The sequence below is a fragment of the Streptomyces sp. NPDC051243 genome, assembly GCF_044455405.1.
Lineage (GTDB): Bacteria > Actinomycetota > Actinomycetes > Streptomycetales > Streptomycetaceae > Streptomyces.
This window is the reverse complement of record NZ_JBITES010000005.1, coordinates 476,995-498,045: the sequence shown is the minus strand read 5'-3', so window position 1 is coordinate 498,045 and position 21,051 is coordinate 476,995. Positions and strand designations below refer to the sequence as shown.

The window sequence follows — 21,051 nt, the reverse complement described above, 5'->3', positions numbered from 1 at the left end:
ATCAGCCGGTGACGTCGCAGTCCAGCGCGTTCAGGTCGACGGCGTCGGCCATGGCCTGCATGCCCTTGTCGTTGGGGTGTATGCGGTCGCCGCCGTCGAGGGCGGGCAGCATCCTCGCCCGGTCGTAGGGGCTGCGCAGGATTCGGTCGAAGTCGGTGACGGCGTCGAACTCGCCGCTGCCGCGGATGAAGTCGTTGACCTCCTGGCGTACGGCCTCGGCGGCCGGGTCCCATTCGTGCCAGCCCTTGAAGGGGCCGATGGTCGCGCCGACGACGCACTTGCCGGCCGCGTGCGCCCGGTCGACGATCTCGCGGTAGCCCTCGATCAGGTCGTCGGCCGTGACGCCCGTGTGGGCCTTGATGTCGTTCACCCCCTGGAAGAGGAACACGGTCCGCACGCCCGGCTGCGACAGGACGTCCCGCTCCAGCCTGTTCAGCGCACTCTGACCGGGGCCGTCCGCGAGCACCTTGTTCCCGGACATGCCCTCGTTGGCCACGCCCTTCACCGCCGTGTCCGCCCGCTGCAGGCGGCGCGCCAGGTAGTCGGGCCAGCGACGGTTGAGGTCGGAGGTGGACTGCCAGCCGTCGGTGATGGAGTCGCCGAGGGCCACCACCGCGCCCGTGCCCTGCGAGGCGTGTACGGAGACGGCGTCGAGGTAGAACCAGGAGCCGGTCGGGATCGTCCAGGCGGCGCCGCTCTCCTCGGCGGTGTGGTCGCCCTGGGTGGCGTACGAGGTCTGCATGGCCATCCAGTGGCCGCTCGCCGGGCCACCCGCGTCCGGGCTGTGCAGGCTGACGACCAAGTTGGTCGCGGCGGGCAGCCGGCCGGGCAGCGGGTCGCTCCATACGGTGGCGCCCGCCGGCACGGTGACCGTGCGCGCGCCGCCGAAGCTCAGGCGCCGGTTGCTGCCCGGTCGTAGCTCAGCGCCCTGCTTCTGGATGCCCGCGTAGACGCTGTCGATGGTGAGCGGCCGGTCCCCGAAGGCGTTGGAGAGCCGGATCCGCAGGTCGGTTCCGGCCGCGCTGGTGTGCACGACGAGGCGGTAGCCGCGGCCGGCGACTCCGTCGCCCATGCGGTCGGCGCTCGCCGCCCAGGTGACGACGCCGCTGCCGTCGGCGGCCGTCCGGGCGGCGGGCGCGGACTGACAGGCGGCGACCGTCAGCAGGACGACGGCCAGCGGGAGCGCGGGCCTCACCGGGCGAGGCCCTTCAGCGTGACGGAGGCGCCGGGGTTCAGGGTGACCGTGCGCGACACGTGGCCGTACGCGACCGCCGTGGCGCGGCCGCCGACGCTGCGGACGCGGACCTCGGTCGGTTTCCCGTCGCGCCAGCTCAGGTCGATCTCGAAGCCGCCGCGTGCGGCCACGCCCTTGATGAACCCCGAGGCGGCCCAGGCGTCCGGGAGCGCGGGGAGGAGTTCGATGTGTCCCGGCCGGGAGTACAGCAGCATCTCCACCATCGCGGCCGGCGTGCCGAAGTTGGCGTCGATCTGGAAGATGCCCCGGCCGCGTTCCGCCTCGTAGATGTCGAAGAGGTTGAAGGCCGTGCCGTTGCTGCCGTCGGTCGAGGGGCGCAGGTTGTCGACGACCAGTCGGTAGGCGTTGTCGGCGTTCTTCAGGCGGGCCCAGCACAGGCTGCGCCAGGCGTTGGCCCAGCCGAAGCTGTCCATGCCGCGTGCGGTGAGCAGGGCGGTGGCGCCGGCGACGATGCCGGAAGGGGTGGAGCCGTCGGGGCGGATGCGGTCGCCGGGGAACAGGCCGTAGAGCGGGGACAGGTGCCGGTGCGTCGTCTCACCCAGGTTGTCCGGCGACATCCACTCCTCCAGCCACCCGGTGGTCGGGCTGACCCGGGGCAGGTACAGCTTTCCGCGCAGTGCGGCGATCGTGTCCGCGTGGTCGGTGTCCCTCCGCAGCTCGGCCGCCGCGGTGCAGTAGTTGCCGAACAGCGCCCACACCAGTTCCTGAGCATAGGTGATGCCCTTGGCGTCCTGCGGGCCGTGCTCGGGAGACCAGTCGCTGTCGTCGACGAGCACCTCCTTCGCGGTGCCGGGCAGGGTGACGGCGATCAGCCGCGCCTCCCAGAACTCGCAGGCGCCCTTGAGGAGCGGGTAGATCTTCTTCAGGTACTCCCGGGACCCGGTGTACTCGTAGTGCTCCCACAGGGTGGTGCAGAGCCAGGCGTTGCCCGCCGGGTGCCACCACCAGCCGGATCCGCCGTAGGGGTTGGTGGAGAAGGCGACGGCCCAACCGGCGGTCCTTCCCGAGGAGTTGCGGTAGCGGTTGCGCGGGTCGTCGAACAGGCGGCGGGTGAGGTCGGTCCAGGACGGCAGCTGGGCGACGCAGTAGTCGGCGAGGGCGTCGAAGCACGGCTGCAGTGCCGTGCGGTCGGCCATCCAGTAGTTCATCTGGATGTTGATGTCGGTGTGGTAGTCGCCCATCCAGTCCGGGTCGTTGCCGTCCAGCCACAGGCCCTGCAGCCCCATGGGCAGGCTGTCGCGCGAGCCGGTGATCATGAGGTAGCGGCCGTACTGGAGGTAGGCCGCTTCCAGTTCGGGGTCGGGTTCCGGGTCGCGGCTGCGGGCGTGCAGGCGCTCCCAGGTGTCCAGTTCGCGTTGCGCGGCCGTGGACGTGCCCAGGGAGAGGCCGAGTCGTCCGTACAGGGCGCGGTAGTCGGCGACGTGGGTGCGGCGCAGGGCGCCGGCCGATTCCGCGGCGGCGGCGCGGACCTTCGTACGGGCCAGTCGCTCGGGGTCGAGGGCGAGGTCGCGGAAGCCGGCCGCGGCGTCGGGTGCGTAGTCGGTGCCGGCGCTGACGACCACGGTGAGGTCCGCGCAGCCGGAGAAGTCGATGCGGGTGCCGTGCACGGTGACCTTGCCGCCGCTGCCGCGGGCCTTGACGGCGGCGCCGTAGCGCAGGCCGTTGGGGAGGGTCGCGCCGAAGGACCCGGCGGCGGTGGGCTGTTCGCCGTGGGTGCCGGTGAGGGTGATGGTCCCGGTGTAGCGGCCGCCGCCGCTCTGGGTGAAGTGCAGGACGATGACGTCGTCGGGGTGGCTGGCGTACATCTCGCGCCGGTAGGTGACGCCGGAGCGGACATAGGTGCTGGTGACCAGGCCCTGGGCCAGGTCGAGCATGCGGCGGTAGCCGTTGACGGCGCCGAGGTCGTGGTCGGGGAGGTCGACGGTGAGCCGGGCGAGCAGCGTGAACGAGCCGAAGTCGGAGCGGCCGTAGGGGAACTGGCCGTGCTGGTCGAGGGTGTCGTTGAGGCCGCCGGTCCACATGGTGGCGTCGGTGATCAGCAGCAGTTCGCGGCCGGGGTCGTTGCTCGCGAGGGCGCCGATACGGCCGTTGCCGATCGGGAGGCCCTGTTCGATCAGCGAGCCCTCGTCGCCGGGCGCCCGCCACCACAGTCGGTGGCGGGAGGAGTCGGCGGGGAGCGGGACTTCGGCGGGGCGGGCGGGTGCGGCGGAGGCGGTGAAGGCGGGCAGCGAGCCGAGGGCGGTGATGAGGCCTGCGGTGCTGGCGAGGGAGAGGAGGGTTCTTCGGCTCGGCTCGTTCGGGCTGGAGTTCATGTGCGGCTCCGAAGGCGTCTGGGCCGGGGCCCGGCGCGCGGCCGGGCCCCGATGGAGGGAGGTCAAAGAGACGTCTGTACGTCGACGCGGTCGATGTCCGGCGCGTAGCCGGTGCCGCTGTCGAACGTGATCGTGTTGGCCCCGGCCTTCAGCTTCACCGGCACGTGGACGCTGTTGACGGTGGACCAGTCCCCGGTGGACGCGAACTTGTGAGAGGTGGCGCCGCCTGCGTTGGCGGAGACGAGGACCGTACGGGAGTCACCGCTGACGTAGGCGACCTTGATCTGGTAGGTGCCGGCCCTGGCGACCACGATGTCGTTGACGGTGACCTTGCCGCCCGTGTAGAGGTTGCCGATCTTGCGGCCGCCGGAGCAGGCTGCGCAGTCGGCCACGGAGGCGTTGCCGCTGAGGGTGTTGGTGCCCGCCTCGGCCTCGTGGGCGGTCCAGGCGAGGTCCGTGCCGCGCGCGGTGACGGTGAACAGGCGCGAGCCGTGCGCGGGGAGCGCCTGGGTGATCTTGTCGGTGTAGGTGCCGAGGTTCTCCTTGTTCCACACGTCGCGCACGGAGGCCCTGCCCCCGAAGCCGAGGGTCGACCAGTCGGCGGTCACGGAGGCGGGTGCGTCGGCGAGGTTGAACAGGGCGACGGTGTAGGTGCCGTCGGGGTTCTTGGCGGCCCACACCTGCTGCGGGTCGGAGGCGGTGACGGGCTCGGCGGGCGGTCCGCCGCGCTGGTTGATGGCGATGACCTCGCGGTCGGTCAGCAGCCGCAGGCCGTAGGAGTCGAGCCTGGTGAGGTCGTCGCCGGTGTACAGCGGGGACTTGGCTATCGCCCACAGGGTAGCGTAGCTCTGCCGCTCGGCCTTGGTGAGGCCGTCCATCTCACCGTTGCCGACGTTGAGGGAGTCGAGGTCGTTCCAGCCGCCGGGGCCGGCGTGGGCGGTCCAGGCCGGGGCGTCGTCCCAGCGGTCGTCGACGGAGTTCTCCCAGGTGACCAGGGTGTTGCAGTAGCACTCGACGTCGGTGTCGATGCGCCAGCCGTTGGAGTACTTCTTCCAGTCCTCGACGTGGCTGTAGGCGAGGGACCAGGAGAGCTCCAGGTGGATCGGGCGGCCGGCGGACCTGATGGCCTTCTGCCAGGCGGCGACATCGGCGACGTTGTCGTAGTTGTCGCCGCTCTTGAAGGAGCCGGGGCCGACGCCGTCGAGCTTCAGGAAGTCGTAGCCCCAGTCGGCGAACATCCGCGCCTGGGAGTCGATGTACTTCTGCGCGCAGGGGTCGGAGAAGTCGATCTTGTAGGCGCTGTCCCAGCCGTTGGTCGTGCGCAGGTCGTCGTACACGATGTCGCCGGTCGTGCAGCCCTCGGCGTTCCAGATCGGGTTCCCGCCGTCGTTGTAGGCGCCCTTCTCCAGGCCGACCGGGAGGTAGATGCCGGCCTTGAGGCCCTTGGCGTGGATACGGTCGGCGACGGCCTTCATGCCGCTGGGGAAGCGCTTCGGGTCGGCCTGCTGCCGGCCGTACTCGTCGAACCGCGGCGTCCAGGACCAGTCCATCCACCAGCCGGCGTCGATGTTGACGTATTCGTAGCCGTACTTCTTCAGTTTGGCGGCCATGGCGTCGGCCTGCTTGATGACGTTCGCCTCGGACAGATAGCTGTAGTCGCCCTTCGGGTTGAGACCCGGGTACTTCGACGACTGCATGGTCCAGCTCGTCCAGCCCATGTAGGGCTTGGCGGCCACGGGCGTGGTGACGGCCGGGGTCTCGGTGGTCCCGGCCCGCGCGGCGGGCACGGCGGCGGTGACCGCGGCGGTGAGGGCCAGGACCACCACGGTTCTCAGGGCGCGTACGGGCATGACGGAGTACGAGGATGACCGCATGGGTCGTACCTCCCGGGGTCGGTTCAGCGGCGCTACCGCTGGTCGTCGGCTCTGATGAAGGACTGGATTGCGGTGGCCGCGGCCCCGCGCGCCCACTCCTCGAAGGGCAGCGGGCGGGTCTGTACGTCGCACTCGGCGGCGGAGCCGAACGCGGCCGCGGCGAACGCGTCGCGGATCTGTTCGGCGAACAGGTCATGGGCGGCGAGACCCTCGCCGGAGATGATCACCCGCTCGGGGCCGAGCAGGTTGGCCACGGTGGCGATGCCGCGGCCGATCGCCTCGCCCGCGCGGGCGTACGCCTCGCGCGCACCCGCGTTCCCCCGGTGGGCCAGCGCCACGGCCTCGGCGGTGTCGGCGACTTCGAGGCCCGTGGTCTCGCGGATCCGCCGAAGGATCGCGGCGTCCCCCGCGATGGCCTCCACGCAGCCGCGGTTGCCGCAGTGGCAGTGCGGGCCGGCGGGGTCGACCGTCACATGGCCGATCTCTCCGGCCACACCGTGCGCTCCGGCCACCACCCGGCCGTGCACCACGAGGCCGCAGCCGATGCCGGCGCCGACCGTGACGACGGCGAAGCCGGACAGGCCCACGCCTGCGCCGAACCACTGCTCGGCGACGGTGAGGGCCCGGACGTCGTTGTCGACGGTGACCGGCAACCCGGTGGTCGTGGCGGCGAGTTCGGCGAGCGGAACATCCCGCCACTCCAGGAACGGCGAGTAGCGGACGACGCCCGCGCCCCGGTCGACATCACCGGAGACGGCGATACCGAGGCCGAGGACCGGGATCCCCAAATCGCCCGCCTCCGCGAGCAGTTCGCCCGCCAGCCCGGCGACGGAGGTCAGCACCCCCTTGGGTTCGCGGTCCGGGAGCGGGGCGTGCCGGGCGACGCGGATGCGGCAGCACAGGTCGGTGAGCACCGCGATGATCTCGTCGCCGGTCACCTTGACGCCGATGAACAGGGCCCGTCCCCCGTCGACCCGCACCGGGTTGGCGGGGCGGCCGAGCGCGGGACGGGCCTGGTCGTCCGCGCCCTCCACCAGGTATCCGGCCTCGATGAGCGGCCGTACCGCCTTCGTGACGGCGGCCGGGGACAGTCCCGCGCGCCGGGCCACCTCCAGGCGGGTGAGGGGCCCGTGGCTGAGAACCGTGGTGAAGATCTGCGAGGCGGCCGGCGTGCTCGCCGGGAAGGCCTCGGCGCGGCGGATCGAGGACATGCCCGGGAACCTAGAGTCATTATTTTCCGCCGTCAATAAAAGAAGCAGGATTCGCGGAGGCGGCCGCCGAGGAGCCCCACCCGGTGATCCATGACTGTCCAACTGCGCGGCGCTCGTGGCGATGTGACGGGGCGCGAGGAGTTGCCCGGCGCGAGGGTGATCGTTCTCGTATCAGCGGCACATCGACGGAAACGGGAGAAGGCGGATGGTCTCAGCAACGGTGGTCAGGGGTATGGCGGTGGCGGCGACCCTGGTGTCGCTCCTGGCGGTGCCCGCACACGCCGTGTCCTCGCCACCAGGCGCCACCAGGGCCCACACCTCGGCGAGTGCCCTGCCTCAGCCCGACGTCAAGGGCCTGTGGAGCGTCCTGCACACGGTGCGCCGGCAGGGCGCCCCCGGCGCGATGGCACGGCTCGACGACCACGGCACGGTCCACTGGGCGGCCACGGGTGTCGCCGACCGCAAGACCGAACGGACCATCAGCAACGCCGACCGGTTCCGCATCGGCAGCGTCACCAAGGTCTTCTCCGCCGTCGTCCTGCTGCAACTGGCCGACGAGAAGAAGCTGAAGCTCGACGCCCCGGTCAACCGCTATCTGCCGGGTCTGCTCCCCGACGACCGCATCACGGTGCGGCATGTGCTCAGCCACCGCAGCGGCCTGCACGACTACACCAACGAGATGTTCGCGCAGACGGTTCCCGGCTTCGAGGCGGTCCGAAGGAAGGTCTTCACCTACCGGCAACTGGTGAACCGGTCCCTGAGCAAGCCACGGACCACCGAGCCCGGCGGCGCGTACTCCTACTCCAACACCAACTTCGTCGTCGCCGGAATGCTCATCGAGAAGCTGACCGGCCACTCCGTGCGCACCGAGTACGAGAACCGCATCTTCGGCCCGCTGGACCTGCGCGACACCTTCTACGTACACCCCGGCACGAAGCTCCCCGGCCGCCACGCCCGTGGCTATCTCACCCCGGACGCGGCGGGCGCGGCGCTCGTCGACTCGACCGAGCAGACCGTGTCCTGGGCGCAGAGCGCGGGCGCGGTCATCTCCAGCACAAGCGACCTCAACACCTTCCTGTCGGCGCTGCTCGGCGGCCGCCTGACCTCCCGGGCACAGCTCGCCCAGATGCAGCGCTGGGTGGCGTCGGGGACGAACCAGGAGTACGGGCTCGGGTTGCGGCGCCGCCGGCTGTCGTGCGGGATCCGGGTGTACGGCCACACGGGCGCCGTCCAGGGTTACTACACCTACGCGTTCGCGTCCGAGGACGGCAGGCGCAGCCTCACCGCACTCGCCAACACCTCCAACAACGGCACGGTCCTCAACTCCCTGCTGGGCACCCTGGAGTCCTCGTTCTGCGGCAAGGAGGCGAAGGCGCGCCCGGTCACCGCACCGGTCGAGCGGCCCGAGGACACCGCGCCGGGGAACCGGCTGCGCCCGAACGCGGACTGAGCCGCGCACGTCGGGCGGGAACCCATGAGATCCGGTGGACGTTTTCCGGACATCCCCTTCACCGGATCTCGCACCACCACCAAGGTCCACCCGACTTCGAACCACCCACCCGGATCCACCGGATCTCGACCACCCACCTGGACGGCACGATGAGCGAGTTGGTTCCCGGGGGCAATCTGCCCCTCCCGGGCGGCAGCGTGACCGTACGGGTGCCCGGCCCCTTCGACGTGTCCGCGCTCGTCACCGACGACAGCGGCAAGGTCCGGGGCGACGCCGACTTCGTGTTCTACAACCAGCCGTCCGCACCCGGGGCCCGGCTCCACGGCGACACCCTGACCGTGGACCCGCCCCGACTGCGGCACGGGGCGACCCGGGTCACGGTGGTCGTCAGCCCCGCCGACCCCGGAACTGCCCTGGGCCGGCTGCCCGCCCCCACACTCCATGTCACCGGCCCGGGCGGCCGGGCGATCGCCCGGTTCGCCCCACCGCGCCCGCGGCAGGAGACCGTGCTGCTGCTCGCGGAGATCTACCGACGCGGCGACGGCTGGAAGCTGCGGGCCCTGGGGCAGGGGTACGCGGACGGACTGGCCGGGATCGCGCGTGACTTCGGCGTGGACGTCGTCGAGGACGCGACGCCGCCGCCCGCGCTGTCGGCACCCGCGCAGCCGGCAGCCGGCACTCCGCCGATGCCCACCGCACGGCCCACGATGCACACCCTGTCCGCCGTCGCCGCCCCACCGGTCACCTCCCCCGACCCCGACGGCTTCCTCGGCCTGGTCAACTCCGCCCGCGCCGGAGCTGGTTCACCCGCGGTCACCCTCGACGCCCGCCTCGCCACCGCCGCTCAGGCCCACGCCGCCGCCATGGCCGCGGCGGGACGGCTCGGCGTCGAGGGCCACGACGGCGTCTCGGTGTACCAGCGCGTCACCGCGGCCGGGTACGCGTATGTCACCGTCGGCGAGCACCTGGTCTCCGGCCCGCGCACACCGGCCGAGTTCGTCGCGTACTGCCTGCGCACCGAGCAGGCAGGCCGCACCCTGCACGACCCGGCCTTCAACCACGCCGCCCTGGGGTACGTCAGGGGCGGCCCCTCGGGCGACACGTACTGGACCGCTCTGTGGGCCCGGCCGCTCACGCCGGGGGATCTGTCCCGCACGGCGGCGGAGGTCGTCGGCCTCACCAACCGGGAGCGGGCCGGGGCCGGGCTGCGTCCCCTGGCCGTCGATCCCGCACTCGGCACCGCCGCGCAGGCCTACAGCGCCGACATGGCGGCCCGCGCCTTCTACTCCCACACCTCGCCCGAGGGAAGCCGGCCCTGGGACCGGGCCGCCGCCGCGGGCTCCCGCATGCGCACGATCGGCGAGAACATCGCGTGTGGCCAGCGCTCCCCCGCCGAGGTAGTGGAGGGCTGGATGAACAGCCCCGGCCACCGCGCCAACATCCTCAAGCGGGACTTCACCCACATCGGGATCGGCTTCGCGGGCGGCGGCCCTGCGGGCACCTACTGGACACAGCTCTTCGGCGCGTGACGGAGCTCGCGACGCAGACACGAGGCGAGCTGGCCGGAACGGGGCCGTCCGGGACACGATGCCCCCATGAAGGGTGACCTCTTTTCCAGCGAGCACATGGTCCAGCCGGCCACGGCGCCGGGTATGACGATCGAGAACGCCAAGTGCATCAAGTACGCGGTGAACGGCGAGATGCACGCCCGCCAGGGCGCGATGGTGGCCTACCGCGGCAACCTCCAGTTCGAGCGCAAGGGCCAGGGCGTGGGCGGCATGCTCAAGCGAGCCGTGACCGGTGAGGGGCTGCCGCTGATGGCGGTGCGCGGGCAGGGCGAGGCCTGGTTCGCGCACGAGGCGCAGAACTGCTTCGTCGTCGACGTCGATCCCGGGGACGAGTTCACGGTCAACGGCCGCAACGTCCTGTGTTTCGACGCCTCGTTGTCGTACCGGATAGCGACGGTGAAGGGTTCGGGCATCGCCGGTGGCGGCCTGTTCAACAGCGTCTTCTCGGGTCAGGGCAGGCTGGGGCTGGTCTGTGAGGGCAATCCCCTGGTGATCCCCGTCTCACCCGAGTACCCGGTGTACGTCGACACGGACGCGGTGGTCGGCTGGACCGCCGGCCTGCAGACCTCGCTGCACCGCTCCCAGTCCCTGGGCTCGATGCTGCGCGGCGGCTCCGGGGAGGCGGTGCAGCTGATGCTGCAGGGCCAGGGTTACGTCGTCGTGCGCCCGAGTGAGGCGACGCCGCCGAAGGCCCAGCAGCACTGACGCCTCCCGTGAGGTGATCTGCGCCTCACGAGCAACCCGGTCCGCCCAACCGGCGTCTTGATCGACAACAAGCGAACAACATCAGGTGATCGTCCACAGCTGACGCCCTGGCCCTTTGGGCCAGGGCTGGTTTTCGACGCACTATACCCTCCATGTATACACACCGCGTATAGATGGCGTGTATACCGGATCGAGAGGCATACATGTACGGCAAGGCATTCGCCCCGGAGTACCAGGGCGCCCTGACCACCCTGTCCGTCAACTCCTCGCTGACCGACGTACTGGCCGCCGGTACCGAGCAGTTGGCGGCGGCCGAGCGGGCCGGGCAGCATGGCGAGGCGGCGCGTTCGGGGCTCGCGGTCGCCGAGGCGCACCGCCGACTGGGGCAGGTCGGTGACGCGGACCGGGCGTGGAAGGCCAGCTACCGTGCCGCCCGGGAGGCCGGCGACACCGGGGCGATGGCCTGGGCGCTGTGGAGCGGCGGCACCCTGGCCCGGCAGCGCGGTGCCTTTCCCCTGGCCCGGCGGCTGCTGCAGCTCGCGGCCGACCTCGGCGAGCGCGGCGGCGACATCGTCGTACGGGGCTACTCGCTGGCCGGTCTGGCGGAGACGGGCCGGATCCAGGGCGACTACGAGGCCGTCCACCGGCTGCACGAGCAGTTGCTGGCCGAGGCCCGGCGGCGCGGCGAGGCGCGGCACACGGTGTGGGCGCTGGAGGGCATCGCCCAGATCCATCGCAACACCGGGTCGTACGACACCGCGTACGCCCTGTTCGAGGAGGCCGCCGAGATCGCCGCGCGGGCCGAGGACCGGCGGGGTCACGCCTGGGCGCTGCGCGGGCTCGCCGACATCGTCTCCGTCCGGGACGGTGACACGGAGCGAGCGCTGGGTCTGCTGTCCGAGGCCGAGGCCGTCTGCCGTGCCATGAAGCTGTCCAGCGCGCTGGCCTACAACCACAAGATGCGCGGCAACGTCTTCTACCGCGCCGGGCGTTACGCCGAGGCCCGCGGCATGTACGAGCTGGCGCTCACGGAGTTCCGTGCCATGAGCGAGCCGCGCGGGGAGGCACTGTCCCGGCTCGGGCTGGTCAAGTCGCGGGCCCGGCTGGGGCGCGATCTGGCCGAGACGGCGGCCGAACTGGCCGAGCTGGCGAGGGTGTTGGAACGGATCGGGCTGCGACACGCACGGGAGATGGTCGCCCGGGCGCAGGAGGAGTTCGGCGCCGGGGAGGGCTCTGAGGGGCAGGAGGACGCGGCGGGGATGGCCGTGGCAGGTGCCCGTAGCGGTACCGGTACCGGTGCCCGTGCCGGTGCTCGTGCCGGGGCGGTGACCGCACGGTGACGGCGATCCCTTCGGCGGTGCGGACTCCGTTCGACGCCCATCAGAACAGCTCGCCGACGCACACTTTCGCTTCGTCGGCGCCCGCAGCCGACGTCCGCCAGGTCCTCGGCCGCTGCCGCGCCTTGGTGCGGCCCGCGCTGCGTGACGCCGTGGGACGTATGCATCCCTGGGTCGGTGAGATGGCCGCCTATTCCTTCGGCTGGTGCGAGGTGGGCGGCGCTCCGGCCGCCGCCCCCGGCGGGAAGGGCGTACGGCAGGCGCTGGCCGTGCTCGGCGCCGAGGCGGCCGGTGCTCCCGGGCAGGCCGGGGTGCCCGGGGCGGTCGCGGTGGAGCTGGTGCACGTCTTCTCCCTGCTGCACGACGACATCATGGACGGTGACACGATCCGGCGCCGCCGCCCCACCGTGTGGCAGGCGTACGGCACAGGACCCGCCGTTCTCGCGGGCGACGCCCTGTTCGCGCTGGCCGTCGAGACGCTCGCCGAGGCACCGGCGGGTCCGCGGGCGGTGCGGCTGCTGTCCGCGGCGTTGCAGGACCTGGTGCGCGGTCAGGCGGACGACCTGCTGTTCGCCGCGCGTGCGTGGACGGGGCCGGAGCGGGTCCGGCCGGCCGAGTACCGGGCGATGGCCGAGCACAAGACGGGCTCCCTGCTGGGCTGTGCGGCGGCACTGGGTGCTCTGCTCGGCGGTGCGCCACCCGCTTGCGTCGCCGCCCTCGACCGTGCGGGACGACATCTGGGCGTCGCCTTCCAGGTGGTCGACGATCTGCTGGGCATCTGGGGCGACCCCGCCGTCACCGGCAAACCCGTGCACGGCGATCTGCGGGAGCGGAAGAAGACGTTCCCGGTACTGGCCGCGCTCGACTCCCCCGCTGCCGGCCGTCTCCCCGCCCTGCTGGAGTCGGCCGCCGACCCCGCCGACGCGGCCACGCTGATCGAGGAGTCGGGAGGCCGCTCGGCCGCGCTGGCCGAAGCGCGGCGCCATGTGATCGCCGCTGAGGCGGCGCTCGCCGATGTGCCGCTCGAGGCAGGGGCCGCCGGCGAGCTCAGGTCACTGATCGACTTCCTTGTGCGGCGCGATGTGTGACAGCTCGGTCAGCGACTCGGGGACGGACGGCGTCCACGCCGTGCGGCGGTGATCGACGCATCGCCGTGGCGCGCGCCGAGTGACCGAGTTGACCGGGACCGGGTCCCGCGTCAGGGTGCGAAGCGGTGCGGATCACCGCCCCGCGCCGGAAGGGTGACTGCCTTGATCGGGATCTCGGACATCGAAGCCGCGGCCGGCCTCATCGCCGGACACGTCGTACGCACCCCGACCGTACCCAGCCCGGGCCTCACGGAACTGCTCGGCGTCCCGGTCTCGGCGAAGCTCGAACTGCTCCAGCGCACCGGCTCGTTCAAGGCGCGTGGGGCGACGGCGAAGCTGCTCTCGCTGAGCGACGCCCAGCGCGCCGCCGGAGTCGTGGCGGTCAGCGGCGGCAACCACGGAATCGCCCTGGCGATGACGGCCGCCGCCCTCGATGTGAAGGCCACGGTGGTGATGCCGCGCTCGGCGCCCGCCCGCGCCGTCGAGATCGCCCGGAACGCCGGAGCATCCGTGCGTCTGACCGACGACATGGACAGCGCGTTCTCGCTCGTCACGAGGTTGCGGGACGAAGGGCTGACGCTCGTCCACCCCTTCGACGACCCCGTGGTGATCGCCGGTCAGGGCACCGTCGGCCTGGAGTTCGCCGAGGACGCCGGCGAACTCACGGACGTGCTCGTCAGCGTCGGAGGCGGAGGCCTCGTCGCGGGCGTCGCGGTGGCGCTGCGGGCCCGTCGGCCGGACGTGCGGATCTGGGGTGTGGAGACCGAAGGCGCCGAGGCCATGTCCCGGGCACTGGCGGCGGGCGGGCCGGTGCCGGTGACACTGTCGTCGATCGTGACCACCTTGAGCGCGCCGAGCGTGTCCCGACTGACGTACGAGCATGTGTCCGCCCTCGTCGGCGAGGTGCTCGTGGTCCCGGACCGGGAGGCGGTGCGCGGTGTGCTCGACCTCGCCGAACACGCCAAGGTGTGGACCGAGCCCGCCGCCGGCTGTCTGCTGCCCGCGGCACGACGGGTTCGGGAGCGGGTCGGGGAGGGCGCACGCCTCGGGCTCGTCGTGTGCGGGGGCAACGCGACGACCTCGGACATGCTGCGCTGGACGGCGGATTTCGGTCTCCACTGAAGCCCCTCGGCTCAATTCCCATGGGTTTTCCGTTTCTTACTCACGCGTAAGAAACAACGGAAAAGAGCCGCCCTTTAGTTGTGGATTTCATTGAACGCTTCGCGCCACACCTCTCGTACTTCCTGTGAGAAATGAGAGCCAGGGGTTCAGCGAGGGATGGCCATGGTCAAGGCGCGCGTCTCCACAGCCGAGTTGGTCGCCGGAAGGTATCGGCTCGTCGATGTCGTCCATCGCGAGACGAACCGCGTCAGTTACTACGGCGAGGACATCGAGACCGGACACACGTGCCTCCTCACTCAGATCGGGCTGCCCGACGACACCGGCCCGGACGACCGGCGCCGGGCGACGTCGCGGATCCTGCGAACGTCCGAGCGGATCGGGCTGCTGCGTCCGGGCCGGGTCGCCACCGTTCTCGCGGCCGTCGAGGAGTCCGGGAGCCTGTGGATCGTCACCGAGTGGGTGGAGGGCACGCCCCTGAGTGAACTCCTCGCCCAGCAGGGCACGTTCAACTATGTCCGGGCCGCCCGCATCGGCCTCGAGCTGCTCGACGTGCTGGAGGCCGCACACGTCGCGGGCATCACCCATGGCGAGCTGAGCCCGGGCCAGGTGTTCGTGCGCGACGACGGCTCCGTCGTCGTCACCGGCTTCGGGCTGGCCGGCGCCACCCTCGCACCCCGGGTCGCCGCGCCGTCGTACGCCTCGCCGGAACAGGCCCGCGACGAGCGCATCGGCCCGGCCTCCGACCTGTGGGCGCTCGGCGCGATCCTCTACACGATGGTCGAGGGGCGCCCGCCGTACCGTGAACGCGACCGGCCCGAGGCCACGCTGAAGGGCGTGGACCGGCTTCCGCTGCGCGCCCCGGTGCGTGCCGGGCCGCTCACCCAGGCCGTGCAGGGGCTGCTGCGCAAGGACTCCCGGGAGCGGCTGAGCAGACCGGTGGTCCGTGACGCGTTCGTGCGTGTCCTCAACGAGGACCCCGAGGCCGCCCTGCAGGAGATGCCGCGCGCCCGCGTGCGCGGTCGGTGCGCCGTCGGGCCGGCCTGGGGCAGACGCGCCATGGTCGTCGGTACGGCCCTGGCGGTGGTCAGCGTCGCGGCCGCCGTACTCGTGGTGACCAACGGCCGGCCCGACGACTCGGACCCGTCGGCGGCCGGCACCGCGCCCGGTCCGTCGGCCACCGCCGGGACGCCGACCGGCGCCCCCTCCACCCCCACGGGCAGCCCGACCCCCACCCAGGAGCCGACGGAGGCAGGCACGCCCACCGCTTCTCCCACGGACCCGGCCCTGCCCGACGGCTACCGGACGTACGAGTCACCGGAGGGCTTCTCCGTGGCCCTGCCCGAGGGATGGAAGCCGCTGCGCACCCAGCGCGCCTCGGACCTGGCGTACCGGGTCTTCTTCAGCGCCGACGGCGATCCGCGCAAGCTGGCGATCACCTACAGCGAGCGCCTTGGCCCGGACCCCGTCGCCGTGTGGCGCGACGACGTCGAGCCGGGCCTGGAGGAGTGGAGCGGTTTCCGGCGGATCGGCGAGATCGAGGCGACCACGTACCAGGGATACCGGGCCGCCGACATGGAGTGGCTCTCGGAGAAGGAGGGCACCCGGGTGCGCACCTTCGGCCGCGGCTTCCTCATCGCCGAGCACCGTGGCTACTCGTTGCGCTGGACGACCCCGGAAGGCGACTGGGACGACCCCGGGAACCAGGAGGCCCTGGAGGTCTTCCTGCGGACCTTCCGGGTGCCCGGGGACTGATCAGACCGACGCGCGGGCTGCCCGCATCGCCCGCAGGGGCAGGCCGTGCAGCGGATCCGTGCGCCAACTCGCCTTGAACGTGCGGTCCTTGAGCGAGCACCTCACATCGAGGTGGTGCGGCGTCTCCAGGAAGGCCAGGTCCACGACCAGAGTGTCCGGGTCGGTCCACCCGCCGCTCACCGCGGTGGGCACCGGCTCCTCGGCGACGGTCCACCCGGTCTCCCCGAGCCGCACGCGCAGCGGGTGGCCGTCCTCGGTGAGCGTCAGCGTCCAGCCGTCCGTGTGCTGCTCGAGGTCGATGGCGGTCAGCCCGGGCACGTGGCCGCAGACCCCGCCGTCCGGGGTGAAAGCGGCGGCGGTCCAGGCCTCGGCCTGCTCGGGCGGTGCGGGCTTGCCGGCCGCGGGCGGCAGCGCGAGGCCCGCCAGCCGCTCGGCCAGGGCCTCGTCCGCCGCCTCGCCGCCGGTCACGGGCGCGGGCCCGAACGCGGGCAGCAGATGCTCCCAGACCAGGTTCAGCAGGGCCTGCATGTCCCAGGTGTCCGCGGTCGTCGCGATCACGGCGTCCTGCTCGGGCAGCACGATGCAGAACTGGCCGAACGCGCCGTCACCGCGGTAGCCGTGCCGGGACATCCAGAACTTGAAGCCGTACCCCTGCTGCCAGTCGCCCCCCGGCATGACACCCGCGTTCGGGATCTGCGGACGGGTGGCCTCGGTCACCCACCACTCGGGCAGCAGCCGCTCGCCCTCCCACACCCCGCCCCGCAGATACAGCTGGCCGAGCCTGGCGACGGCGTCGGTCGTGGCGTGCAGCCCGCTGAAGCCGAGCTCCCGGCCGCTGCGGTCGCACAGCCACGACACGTCGCCGATGCCGAGCGGGTCCAGCAGGCGGGGCCGGAGAAACTCGGTCAGCGACTGGCCACTGGCGCGCTGCACGATGGCGGAGAGGGTGAAGGTGGCGGGCTGGTTGTAGGCGAAGACGGTGCCCGGGTCGCGGGTTGGCGGTATCAGCAGGAACCCGCGCACGAGGTCCTCGCGGTCGAGGTCGCGCGCGTCGAAGAGGGTGTCGCTCTCGTGGCCACTGGCCATGGACGCCACGTGCCGCACGAGCATCGCGCGGCTGCGCGGATCGGTGATGTCGGCGTCGAGCTCGGGGAAGTACGAGATCACCGGGTCGTCGAGCCGTATCAGCCCCTCGGCGGCGGCGATTCCGGCGGCGGTCGCGGTGAAGCTCTTGCTGATCGAGTAGAGCAGGTGCGGGCGTTCGGGCGTGTACGGCGCCCACCAGCCGGAGGCGACGAGGTGGCCGTGCCGCAGGATCATCAGGCTGTGCGGCTCGATGTCGGGGGCGGAGTCGAGGGCGTCGAGGAAGGCGAGGACACCGCAGGCGTCGACGCCCTGCGCGGCGGGGGTGCTCGAGGGCAGAGGGCGAGCAGGCATACGGGCATCCTCTCCCGGCACTCGTTCGGTGAGCGAGCGAGTTTCGCACCGCGAACCGCGGCGGCGCACCCCGTCCGTCCCGTTTTCATCACCTGCGGGCCGGGGACTCGGCCCGCATGGTGCAGATCGGATACACAATGATGACCGAGCAGGCCGGCCCCCGGGAGCTGGTGGACCACCTGGTCCGCGCCGAGGAGGCGGGCTTCGACTTCTCCGTGACCTCCGACCACTACTTTCCGTGGCTGGCATCGCAGGGTCACTCGCCGTACGCGTGGAGTGTGCTCGGCGCCGCCGCCCAGGCCACGTCCCGGATTCCGCTGATGACCTATGTGACGTGTCCGTCGTTCCGCTATCACCCGGCCGTGGTGGCGCAGAAGGCGGCCACGATGCAGTTGCTGTCCGAGGGCCGGTTCCGGCTGGGGCTCGGCTCGGGCGAGAACCTCAACGAGCATGTCGTCGGCGGCGGTTGGCCGTCCGTGGACGTGCGGCACGAGATGCTCGAGGAAGCGGTGGAGATCATCCGGGCACTCTTCGAGGGCGGCCATGTGAACCGTCGCGGCACGCACTTCGACGTGGAGTCGGCCCGCCTGTGGGACCTGCCGGACCGGCCGGCGCCCATCGGGATCGCGGTGTCCGGGGAGCAGTCCTGCGAGCTCGCGGGCAGGCTCGGCGACCTGGTGATCGCCACGGAGCCCAAGGCGGACCTGCTGGCGGCCTTCGACCGGCACGGCGGCGCGGGCAAGCCGCGCGTCGGGCAACTGCCGGTCTGCTACGACCCCGACCGCGACAGCGCGATCAAGCGCGCCCACTCCATGTTCCGCTGGTTCGGCGGCGGCTGGAAGGTCAACTCGGAGCTGCCGCACCCGGATTCCTTCGAGGCGGCGACCCAGTTCGTCACTCTTGACGATGTCGCCGAGTCCATCCCGTGCGGCGACGACCCGGACACCTTCGTCGAGGCCGTGCGCCCGTACGCGCAGGCCGGGTTCACCGAGATCGCCCTGGTGCAGATCGGCGGCGAGGAGCAGATCCCCTACATCGACTGGGCGAGGAGCACGCTGCTGCCCGCCCTGCGGGACGCTCTCGGCTGACCGCTCGCCCAGCGCACCGGGCGCCGCGGGGACACCGCGACAGCGCGACAGCGCCGTCCACGGGTGCCATAAGCTGCCTGTCTGCACTTGTGCCGACCGAGCAGCCCTACAGGAGAGTCGCCCGTGACCCTTGCGTTCGTCCCGCCCGAGACGTCCCCCGCGCCCGAGACCCCGCTGTCCGACCTCGTGGCGCGGGACGCGCGCGAGTTCGGGGTCTACGCGCGGACCGGAGGGTGGGCCTTCGGCCTGATGGTGGCCCGCAGCGTGCGGCCCGGCGGCCAGAGCGCGGGCGAGACGCCGAAGGTGTCCGCGAAGGAGTTCGCCGAGCTCGCCGGGTGCTCTCCCGAGCGCGTCATGCGCTACTACAAGGCCTGGGACCGGGCCGCCGACGACGGCCTCGTCCCGCACTTCGAGGCGCTCGCGCCGGGCCAGGAGGTCCAGCTGCCGGACGCCGACGTGTGGCTCAGCTACTACGTCTCCCGCAACAGCGCCACCTCCGAGCGCGGCACCGCCATCGCCAAGGCCGCCGAGGCCGAGGGCATCCGCCCGACGAAGGCCCTGGAGGTCGCCGAGAACCCCACCGCGCTGCGCGCCGCGATCCTCGCCGACCCCTCGACCGCCCGCGCGGCCCGCCAGGCGCTCCTCGACCGGGTCCGTGAAGACCCGGAGCTGCAAGCCGAGTTGGCGCGGGACGTGGTCCGCACCGAGGAGCTGAAGAAGGCCGTGGCCGGCGAGAGCCGGGCGGCCGAACGGATCGACTACGTCCGCCAGATCGCCGAGTCCGGCCAGATCAAGACGCCCGCCGGGCAGACCGTCGACGCTCCGGTGGACCTGCGCCAGGAGGCCGAGCGGCACCTGTCGCTCATCGACGAGCTGGACGACGACGAGGATGCCGGTGATTGGGCCACCGAGGCCTACGGCACCATGAAGTCGCTCGTCGTCGAGGCCGTGGAGGCCGATCCGGAACTGCGCGTGCAGGAGCGGCGGACGAAGTTCTACAACAGCCTGCAGCGGGCGACGAAGGTCTTCGAGGAGCTGACCTTCGACGATGTGCAGGAGTTCGCCGAGGACGACATGGTCCAGCACCTGGAGGAGCTCCAGCAGGCCATCGCCACATGCATCGCCGCGCTGCGCGGGGCACCCGCGGGCTCGGCGCGACCGGAGTAGCCGCGTTCGTCCCTCGTTCCGCCGACGCGCCGCCGCTCACCCTGTGCGCCACTCACTCTGTGTAGCGTCTCACTCCGTGTAGCGGCGGCGTGTCCACAGCGGCAGCACGAACCAGCACAGCAGGTACCAGACGACCACGCCCGTGACCAGCCAGGGCACATAGCCGTCGTGCGTGGCCACCCTCAGGATCAGCAGGAGCGAGGACGCCATCACGGCGAGGAGCAGGATCAGGCCGACGAGGGTCAGCCGGGAGGCCCACGTCACCGCCTGCGGTTTGATGCGCCGCCCGGACACCAGACGGTGCAGGGACACCGGACCGATCAGGGCGCCGGTGGCGGCGGCGCCCAGGACGACGGTCACGATGTAGATGGTCTGCTCGGTGCCGTCGAGCGTGTCGTACTTCGGCGTGAACACGACGGTGAGCAGGAAACCGAACAGGATCTGGACGCCCATCTGGGCCACCCGGACCTCCTGGAGGAGCTCGCCCCACATACGGTCGGCGCGCTCGTCCGCGGTCTCGTCGCGTCCCGTCCGTCTGTCCCTCTCGGCCATGCGAGCCGGGTAACCCCGGCGCTGAGGCCTCAAACGACGGGGCTCCGGGAGCGGCGGGGCGCCGCTCCCGGGCCGCAGGCGGCTACCAGCGGTGCTCGACCTGGTCCTTGATCCGCCGGTCGTAGAGGTCCTGGATGGCGGCGAGCGTCTCGTCGGACAGGTCCGGCAGCGCGGCGGCTGCCGCGTTGGCGTGGGCCTGTTCGGGCGAGCGGGCGCCCGGGATCACGGTGGTCACGCCCGGCTGCTGGATGACCCAGCGCAGCGCCAGCTGGGCCGGGGTGAAGCCCTCGGGGGCGAGGGCGGAGAACTCGGCGGCCGCCTCCACACCGGAGTCGTAGTCGACGCCGGAGAAGGTCTCGCCCTGGTCGAAGGACTCGCCGTGGCGGTTGTAGGTGCGGTGGTCGTTGGCCGGGAAGACGGTGTCCTTGGTGTACTTGCCCGACAGCAGGCCGGAGGCCAGCGGGACGCGGGCGATGATGCCGACACCCGCCTCCTGGGCGGCGGGCAGCACCTCGCGCAGGGGCTTCATACGGAACGCGTTCAGGATGATCTGCACGCTGGCCACGCCGGGCCGGGCGATCGCGGTCAGCGCCTCCTCGCAGGTCTCCACGCTGACGCCGTACGCCGCGATGCGCTCCTCCTCGACTAGGGTGTCCAGGGCGTCGAACACCTCGTCAGTGGAGTAGACGGGCGTCGGCGGGCAGTGCAGCTGGACCAGGTCGAGGCGGTCCACGCCGAGGTTGCGCCGGGAACGGTCGTTCCAGGCGCGGAAGTTGTCGAGAACGTAGTTCTCGGGGATCTGGTCGACCCGGCGGCCCATCTTGGTCGCCACGAAGATGTCCAGCTCGGGCCTGCCGCGCAGGAAGGTGGCGATGGTCTGCTCGCTGCGCCCGTCGCCGTACACGTCGGCCGTGTCGAAGAAGGTCACCCCGGACTCGACCGCCGCGTCCAGTACCGCAAGGGCTTGCCTGTCGTCGACGTCTCCCCAGTCCGCACCCAGCTGCCATGTGCCGAGTCCGACGACGGATGCCCGACGGCCCAACCTACCGATTACACGCTCGTCCATGGCGTAAGTGTGTCATTGGTCCCGCACGCGCGCGGAACAGGCCCCTCCGCTCCGCCCATCGGGAATC

Annotated in this window: 16 protein-coding genes; 9 read left to right on the top strand and 7 right to left on the bottom strand. The window is 71.8% G+C overall.

Features of this window, described 5'->3' with window-relative positions:
- Nucleotide 1 precedes the first annotated feature (1 nt).
- The 4 genes from ACIBAG_RS16080 to ACIBAG_RS16065 all read right to left on the bottom strand — a co-directional run bounded on the left by ACIBAG_RS16080 (nt 2) and on the right by ACIBAG_RS16065 (nt 6,652).
- The gene (locus ACIBAG_RS16080) at nt 2-1,195 is read right to left on the bottom strand and encodes an SGNH/GDSL hydrolase family protein (protein ID WP_399105340.1); all 1,194 of its coding nucleotides are present in this window, start codon (nt 1,193-1,195) and stop codon (nt 2-4) included.
- Entirely contained in the window at nt 1,192-3,567 is a 2,376-nt protein-coding gene (locus ACIBAG_RS16075) for a glycosyl hydrolase family 95 catalytic domain-containing protein (RefSeq protein ID WP_399105338.1), read from the bottom strand. Before ACIBAG_RS16075 ends, ACIBAG_RS16080 begins: the two co-directional genes overlap by 4 nt.
- 62 nt (nt 3,568-3,629) lie before the next feature.
- On the bottom strand, nt 3,630-5,441 hold the full coding sequence (locus ACIBAG_RS16070; protein ID WP_399105336.1) for an alpha-galactosidase D: 1,812 nt from the start codon (nt 5,439-5,441) through the stop codon (nt 3,630-3,632).
- A gap of 32 nt (nt 5,442-5,473) precedes the next feature.
- The gene (locus tag ACIBAG_RS16065) at nt 5,474-6,652 is read right to left on the bottom strand and encodes an ROK family protein (RefSeq protein WP_399105334.1); all 1,179 of its coding nucleotides are present in this window, start codon (nt 6,650-6,652) and stop codon (nt 5,474-5,476) included.
- Nucleotides 6,653-6,857: 205 nt separating this feature from the next.
- On the opposite strand from ACIBAG_RS16065, the gene ACIBAG_RS16060 reads away from it, so the two are divergent.
- From ACIBAG_RS16060 to ACIBAG_RS16030, 7 genes are all read left to right on the top strand, one after another.
- Entirely contained in the window at nt 6,858-8,102 is a 1,245-nt protein-coding gene (locus ACIBAG_RS16060; RefSeq protein WP_399105332.1) for a serine hydrolase domain-containing protein, read from the top strand.
- Between the two features lie 149 nt (nt 8,103-8,251).
- Complete coding sequence (locus ACIBAG_RS16055; protein WP_399105330.1) at nt 8,252-9,631, top strand: CAP domain-containing protein; 1,380 nt, start codon at nt 8,252-8,254, stop codon at nt 9,629-9,631.
- Nucleotides 9,632-9,697: 66 nt separating this feature from the next.
- The gene (locus ACIBAG_RS16050) at nt 9,698-10,375 is read left to right on the top strand and encodes an AIM24 family protein (RefSeq protein ID WP_399105328.1); all 678 of its coding nucleotides are present in this window, start codon (nt 9,698-9,700) and stop codon (nt 10,373-10,375) included.
- A 203-nt stretch (nt 10,376-10,578) separates the two neighbouring features.
- Nucleotides 10,579-11,715: a tetratricopeptide repeat protein gene (locus tag ACIBAG_RS16045; protein ID WP_399105326.1), complete on the top strand. Its 1,137-nt coding sequence runs from the start codon at nt 10,579-10,581 to the stop codon at nt 11,713-11,715.
- A complete protein-coding gene (locus tag ACIBAG_RS16040; protein WP_399105324.1) occupies nt 11,712-12,800 on the top strand; it encodes a polyprenyl synthetase family protein in 1,089 nt (362 codons plus the stop codon). Before ACIBAG_RS16045 ends, ACIBAG_RS16040 begins: the two co-directional genes overlap by 4 nt.
- Nucleotides 12,801-12,962: 162 nt before the next feature.
- Complete coding sequence (locus ACIBAG_RS16035) at nt 12,963-13,922, top strand: threonine/serine dehydratase (protein ID WP_399105322.1); 960 nt, start codon at nt 12,963-12,965, stop codon at nt 13,920-13,922.
- Nucleotides 13,923-14,078: 156 nt separating this feature from the next.
- Entirely contained in the window at nt 14,079-15,674 is a 1,596-nt protein-coding gene (locus tag ACIBAG_RS16030) for a serine/threonine protein kinase (protein ID WP_399105320.1), read from the top strand.
- On the opposite strand, the gene ACIBAG_RS16025 is transcribed toward ACIBAG_RS16030, so the two are convergent.
- Nucleotides 15,675-17,111 carry a serine hydrolase domain-containing protein gene (locus ACIBAG_RS16025; RefSeq protein WP_399105318.1) on the bottom strand — a complete coding sequence of 479 codons (1,437 nt, stop codon included), beginning with the start codon at nt 17,109-17,111 and terminating at the stop codon, nt 15,675-15,677. It abuts the gene before it with no gap.
- 116 nt (nt 17,112-17,227) lie between these two features.
- Here ACIBAG_RS16025 and ACIBAG_RS16020 point away from each other — a divergent pair, with 116 nt between their 5' ends.
- Together ACIBAG_RS16020 and ACIBAG_RS16015 are read left to right on the top strand one after the other, a co-directional pair.
- Nucleotides 17,228-18,199, top strand: coding sequence for an LLM class F420-dependent oxidoreductase (locus ACIBAG_RS16020; RefSeq protein WP_399105316.1), 972 nt, complete (start codon nt 17,228-17,230; stop codon nt 18,197-18,199).
- 123 nt (nt 18,200-18,322) lie between these two features.
- Nucleotides 18,323-19,366 carry a hypothetical protein gene (locus ACIBAG_RS16015; RefSeq protein ID WP_399105314.1) on the top strand — a complete coding sequence of 348 codons (1,044 nt, stop codon included), beginning with the start codon at nt 18,323-18,325 and terminating at the stop codon, nt 19,364-19,366.
- 69 nt (nt 19,367-19,435) lie between these two features.
- On the opposite strand, the gene ACIBAG_RS16010 is transcribed toward ACIBAG_RS16015, so the two are convergent.
- Together ACIBAG_RS16010 and ACIBAG_RS16005 are read right to left on the bottom strand one after the other, a co-directional pair.
- Nucleotides 19,436-19,918 (bottom strand): DUF6328 family protein, encoded by a 483-nt coding sequence (locus ACIBAG_RS16010; RefSeq protein ID WP_399105312.1) that lies wholly within the window; start codon nt 19,916-19,918, stop codon nt 19,436-19,438.
- Between the two features lie 82 nt (nt 19,919-20,000).
- Nucleotides 20,001-20,984, bottom strand: coding sequence for an aldo/keto reductase (locus tag ACIBAG_RS16005; protein ID WP_399105310.1), 984 nt, complete (start codon nt 20,982-20,984; stop codon nt 20,001-20,003).
- Between the last annotated feature and the right edge of the window lie 67 nt (nt 20,985-21,051).